At 52.9% G+C, this 2,444-nt stretch carries 4 protein-coding genes; all 4 read left to right on the forward strand.

Features of this window, described 5'->3' with window-relative positions:
- A partial coding sequence (locus tag QZ375_RS14140; RefSeq protein WP_295220028.1) for a terminase small subunit occupies positions 1–409 on the forward strand: 409 nt, incomplete at its 5' end.
- Positions 406–945, forward strand: coding sequence for a phage scaffolding protein (locus QZ375_RS14145; protein WP_295220031.1), 540 nt, complete (start codon positions 406–408; stop codon positions 943–945). The genes QZ375_RS14140 and QZ375_RS14145, both read left to right, overlap by 4 nt.
- Positions 946–962: 17 nt before the next feature.
- Positions 963–2,045 carry a hypothetical protein gene (locus QZ375_RS14150; protein ID WP_295220033.1) on the forward strand — a complete coding sequence of 361 codons (1,083 nt, stop codon included), beginning with the start codon at positions 963–965 and terminating at the stop codon, positions 2,043–2,045.
- Between the two features lie 4 nt (positions 2,046–2,049).
- Positions 2,050–2,444 (forward strand): hypothetical protein (locus QZ375_RS14155; RefSeq protein WP_365729285.1); only part of this gene is annotated, 395 nt, incomplete at its 3' end.

Genomic DNA, 2,444 nt, shown 5'->3' on the forward strand with positions numbered 1-2,444 from the left:
TATGCTGACAGAGCAACGTAAACGATTCGTAGAAGAATATGTCAAACTCAGATGCAAGAACCAGCGGCAGGCGGCAATCAATGCCGGATACAGCCCGAAATCAGCAGCGCAGCAAGCGTGCGACCTTCTGAAAAATCCCGAAGTTCAGGAATATTTGCAGAAGCAAAAAAGTGCGCTGATTCGGCGTATTCGGGAAGAGTTGGCGCTTTCTGCTTCGGATGCGGTTTCTACCGTCTACGATATCATGATGGACAAGGACGCAAAGGACACAGACAGGCTGAAAGCAGCCTTTGACATCCTCGACCGTGCTGGATTCCGTCCCGATGATAGAGACACCGCCGGAGACGCAGAAGCTGAACTGCCGAAGCTGCTGGAAGCATTACGGGAACAGGAGGAAACAGATACATGATCGACAAAGCATTTCTGGAGAGTATCGGCATTACCGACAATGATGCCGTGCAGAAGATCACAGACGCCTACGCTGCCGATATCCAGGCGGAAAAGGATACAGCAGCATCCATTCAGGCGCAGCTTGACACCGCAAACCAGACCATCCAGTCTTACAAGGACATGGATATTGACGGCATCAAAGCCAGCGTAGAGGACTACAAACAGAAGCTGGAACAGTCCGAAGCTGACCGCAAGGCGTTTGAATACCGCACGAAGATGGCGCAGTACGTCAAGGGGCTAAATCTGAAAAACGATGTCTACGAGAAGTATGTCACAGATATGCTGACCGAAAAAGGGCTGAAGTTTGACGGCGGCGAGCTCGTCGGGGCAGAAAAGTATGTTGGCGAATTCCGTGAAGCGCATGCGGACGCATTTGCGCCGAACCAAGGAGAACGTGCAGCTGCGCCGACATCTCAGCACACGCCAACATCACTGGACGGCGTGGAACGTGCATTTTATGAGAAAAACCCGGAACTGATGCCGGCATCGAAATAACAGGAGGTATATGAATTATGGCACATGAAGCACAGGAAAGATACAGCAAGCTGGTGCTTGCAAAGCTGCGCCGGGAACTTGTCCTGGCGGATGGCGTGGTATTTAACAACGACTATGAGGGCAGCCCTGCTGCTGGCGTTGTCAAGATCCCGGTAAGAGATCAGGAAGTCGCAGCACGTGACTACGACAAGGCAAACGGCATCCAGCCTGGCACAGGAAGCACAACATACGAAAACTTCCCCATTACCAGAGACATTGCTGTCAATGAGATCATTGACGGATATGATGCAGAGGCTGTTCCTGACAATCTGGTAGCAGACCGTCTGGACAGCGCAGGCTACGTGCTGGCTGCACGTCTGGATACAGACGGCGCATCCACACTCATTGCGCAGGGTACGCAGATCAGCCGTACTGCATCCACTGTGGATACGGTATATGACGGCATTGTTGACCTGCGGACACGACTTACAAAGGCAAATATTCCGTCTAAGGACAATCGCCGCTATCTGCTGGTAACACCGGATTTCTACGCACTGCTGCTCAAGGATGATCACTTTGTTGGTGCATCTGATCTGGGCGACGAAGTAAAGCAGTCCGGCGCGGTTGGCAGAATTGCTGGCTTTAATGTCTACGAGTGGAACGATTCCACTGCCGGTCTGGCTTGCATCGCAGGTCACCCAAAATATGCGACACGTGCAAAGGAATTTGCATCCAATCCCCATATTGTTGACCTGGACGGCGATGCAGCATATATCAGCGCATCCGCAGTCAAGGGTCGTATGGTATACGATCACAAGGTGCTGCGCAAGGCTGGTGTTCTGGCAGTATTCGAGCCGGCTGTGATCTCTCTCACCCAGTCCTCCAACACTGGCGGAAAAGTGAAGATCACCACTTCTGCATCTGCCACAAGCGCCTTTGTGTACCGTGTCAATCCCACCGACCGTGCGGTTTACGGCGAGGACTTCACTGCGATTGCATCCAGCAATGCGTTCACATCCGGCAGCACGGAGATCACCGCAAAGAAGGGCGATACCGTGGAGATCATCGACCTGGACAGCAACAAGAAGTGCGTCAAGGTCGGCTATGTGATCGTGGTGTAAGCCTATGGCATACGCTGATTTCCCCTACTACCAGGATTTTTACCTGGGCAATTTGATTCGTGACCCGACTGACTTCGGTCGTGCGGCTGCACGTGCTTCGGAATACCTGGACATGGTGACCTTCGGGCGGCTGATGGATGGGATTCCGGATGAGTTGGATGCACGTGCCAAAAAATGCTGCTGCGCTCTGGCAGAGGCAGTGTATACCTATCTGGCATACGGCGCAGGAAAAACCAATGCAGACGGCAGCACAGGTGCTGGCGCAAAGACATCCGAAAGCATCGGTGCATACAGCGTCAGCTACGCAAGCCCCACAGAGAGCATCTCCGCCCTGCTGAGCGGCGATACATCTGGTCTGCAGGATTATCTCAAAAGCATCTGTATGCGCTATCTGGGCAC

Origin of the sequence: Ruminococcus sp. (genome assembly GCF_019417665.1) — a bacterium.
Lineage (GTDB): Bacteria > Bacillota > Clostridia > Oscillospirales > Ruminococcaceae > Ruminococcus_C.